The sequence below is a fragment of the Methanosarcina baikalica genome, from assembly GCF_031461075.1.
GTDB classification, from domain to species: Archaea; Halobacteriota; Methanosarcinia; order Methanosarcinales; family Methanosarcinaceae; genus Methanosarcina; species Methanosarcina baikalica.
Map to the genome: position 1 here is coordinate 1 of NZ_JAVKPK010000125.1, position 3,425 is coordinate 3,425.

Annotated in this window: 2 protein-coding genes; one reads left to right on the plus strand and one right to left on the minus strand. The window is 42.3% G+C overall.

Annotated features, from left to right (window positions below; all coding sequences use genetic code 11):
* Nucleotides 1-531 precede the first annotated feature (531 nt).
* Complete coding sequence (locus tag RG963_RS16235) at nt 532-2,667, plus strand: catalase (RefSeq protein ID WP_310577322.1); 2,136 nt, start codon at nt 532-534, stop codon at nt 2,665-2,667.
* Between the two features lie 317 nt (nt 2,668-2,984).
* On the opposite strand, the gene RG963_RS16240 is transcribed toward RG963_RS16235, so the two are convergent.
* The gene (locus RG963_RS16240; RefSeq protein WP_310577323.1) at nt 2,985-3,188 is read right to left on the minus strand and encodes a DUF5602 domain-containing protein; all 204 of its coding nucleotides are present in this window, start codon (nt 3,186-3,188) and stop codon (nt 2,985-2,987) included.
* Between the last annotated feature and the right edge of the window lie 237 nt (nt 3,189-3,425).

A 3,425-nucleotide genomic window follows, 5' to 3' on the forward strand; every position in this document is an offset into this window, starting at 1 on the left:
AAGTGTTTTTGACTCATATATTGCTATCTCTATGTAATGATGTAAAAGCTACTGGAGCCAGCTGGAAGCCATCACTTAATATCACTTTTCTGCTTACATGGCCACAGCTTATCTTTTATCATCGTTTATCTCTCATTAATTCCTGGCAGAATTCACTTTTTCTCCAAAAAAAAATTAGTACTTTTATAAAAACAATAATATTATATCAAAACAATCTAGGAAAGGGGAGTTGGATATACGGAGCTTTCACTCAATTGTGAGTTGTAAACGGGGTTTTAAAGATTGAGCCTATGGAAAACTAAAATTATTCCCTGGTTGCTCGGTCAGACTCCGCATCCTGGGTGAATATAAAATTTTTTGTATCAGGTATAGCTACCACTTACATTGAGGCCTGCCATTTCCAGCTTTCACTTCCGTTAAGAGCCTATCAACATATAATCCTCAGTTGTTTGAACTCTGAAAGTATGGGCTCCATCACTACAGAAATGTACTGGACTTAAAGATCATGAGAAATAGGGAAGGTGCTGTATATTGGAGAAAAAGAGAGCAGTCGATGAAAAAAGCAAAGACGATCAATTAGAAATGTTTCGTGAAGACCCTGAACGTGAGTTTTTGACAACAAACCAGGGCGTTAGAGTCAGTAATACCGATATCTCACTCAAGGCAGGGGAAAGAGGGCCAACCCTACTTGAAGATTTTCACTTTAGAGAAAAAATTACTCATTTTGACCATGAACGAATACCCGAAAGAATTGTTCATGCCCGAGGATCCGGAGCACACGGATATTTTCAGGTATATGAACCGATGACAGAATATACAAGTGCCAAATTCCTGCAGGATCCAAACAAGAAAACGCCTGTTTTCGTTAGGTTTTCTACGGTTGTCGGATTCAGAGGATCGGCTGATACTGTCAGGGATATTCGCGGTTTTGCAACGAAGTTCTACACGGAAGAAGGAAACTACGATCTCGTTGGCAATAACATTCCTGTTTTCTTTATTCAGGATGCTATTAAATTTCCAGACTTTGTTCATGCAGCTAAACCTGAACAGGACAACCAGATGCCTCAGGCCTCGACAGCTCATGATACACTCTGGGATTTTGTTGTTTGCCACCCGGAGACTGTGCACACAATAATGTGGCTAATGTCAGATCGTGCAATCCCAAGAAGTTACCGAATGATGCAGGGATTTGGGGTCAATACATACCGCTTTGTCAATGCGGAAGGTAAGGGGAGATTCATAAAGTTCCACTGGAGGCCTCTCCTTGGAATCCATTCTCTCGTATGGGATGAAGCTCAGAAAATCTCCGGGAAGGACCCTGATTTCCATCGCCGTGACCTTTGGGAAGCAATTGAAATGGGAAACTATCCTGAGTATGAGTTCGGAATACAGGTTATTGAGGAAGAGGATGAGTTCAGATTTGACTTTGACATTCTGGATGCCACCAAGATCTGGCCTGAGGAGGAAGTTCCAGTCAAATTTATAGGGAAAATGACCCTGAACCGTAACCCTGATAACTTTTTTGCTGAAACTGAGCAGGTTGCCTTCTGTGTTTCAAATGTGGTTCCTGGAATAGACTTTTCCAATGATCCGCTCCTTCAGGGCCGTCTCTTCTCCTATCTTGACACACAACTTATCCGTCTGGGTGGCCCGAATTTCCATGAGATCCCAATTAATCGGCCGCTGGCACCCATCAGTAATAATCAAAGAGAAGGATATCATAGGATGACGATAAATAAGGGGAAGGTTAGCTATTTCCCTAACTCACTCGGAGAGAACCTCCCACGCCCAGCCTCTGCAGAGGAAGGCGGCTATATCCATTATATGGAAAAGGTAGAAGGCAAGAAAATCAGGGAACGCAGCGAGAAGTTTAAAGACTTTTTCAGCCAGGCCAAATTGTTCTGGAACAGCATGTCTGAGCCTGAAAAAAAACATATCATAATAGCATTCCATTTTGAAGTTGGAAAGGTTATTGACCCGAAAATCCGGAAAGCAGTGGTTGAGCTATTCAATAATGTCGATAATGAACTTGCAATTTCTATTGCAAGGGGTGTGGGCGTCTCTGCCCCTGAACAGAAGGAAGGAACTCAGGTTATGAAAGAGTCTCCAAATGTCAGTCAGGAGCGCACTGAGCATACCGTGAAGAATACCATCAAAACCCGAAAAATAGCCATCCTTATTGCTGACGGGTATGATCATACCGGTGTCAGGCAGGTGATGCAGGCTTTAAATGGAGGCGGAGCACATACAGATATAATCTCAAAATACAGAGGAATGCTGAAGAGTTCAAGTGGGGAGAAGCTGGAAGTCAATCAAAATTACCTTACTGCAGCGTCAGTGATGTACGACGCTGTATATGTTCCCGGCGGGAAAGAAAGTATAGACACTCTCAAAATGCAGGGCGATGCAATCCATTTCATCAATGAAGCATTCAGGCATTGTAAACCCTTAGGAGCAACCGGTGAGGGAGTTGAGCTGCTTAAAGCTGCGAACCTTCCAGATATAAAGTTTGCAGGGCAGAAATCTGCTGACAAAGTAGTATCCGATAAAGGTGTTGTGACCTCCAGAAATAGTGAGAATACAGGGTCTTTTAACGATTCCTTTATTGCCGCAATTGCAAAGCACCGGTACTGGGATAGGGAAAAGAAGGAGCAGGTCCCAGCTTGAACCTGTTTGGGAGGAGAAATACTCCTTTCTTGATTTTTAAATTACACCTCACATGAGGGGCAGATCTTCAAGGACAAGTGTATACTCCTTACCTGTGTCATCATAGCTTATGGAATAGTTTGCAGGGTTGTATACACTTGTCGGATAACATTTTGGGAGTTTAATCTCTGTCGTTATTTCTGGTTTTGTCTAACGGAAAGCCATTGTAAATATTGTGGGAACATACCCTTCTAGAACATCTCCGGGCGCCGGCTCTTTTGATAAGCTCTTAAAATTGTCCTCTGATGCTGTAATTTTATCCCTTTCCTCAAGGCTTATCATTTAAAAGTGGACATCAAAATGCTGCATGTCACGAATTCCCGAGGTTCTTGTCCTTGAGGGTTCCAATCAATCTCAATGTGGTTATAAGCCGTGGAAGCAGCTTCTTCTGGCAAAGCAAGCTTATACTCCACAATTGTTCCTTTGGGAATCCCGGTAAGAGCTGATTCACTGAAATTTATCCGTATTGCTGAATTTTCCATCAGAGTCAAGCGTAACCCAGGAATATGCAGTCCCGTTGCCCAGGATTCTATTTTCTTTCTCAAAGGCTCCCGTTTGAACCTGTACCTCACTAGGCGTTTCTTTTTGGCTGATACTCTACTATTGTGTAGCCGGCTGAGACTTTACTATTGTGTAGCCGGAAAAGATAATTGAAATTGCTATAAGTAAGCACAAATAGTAAGACATAATTTTATTCCTTAAGGCACAATTTTATTTTT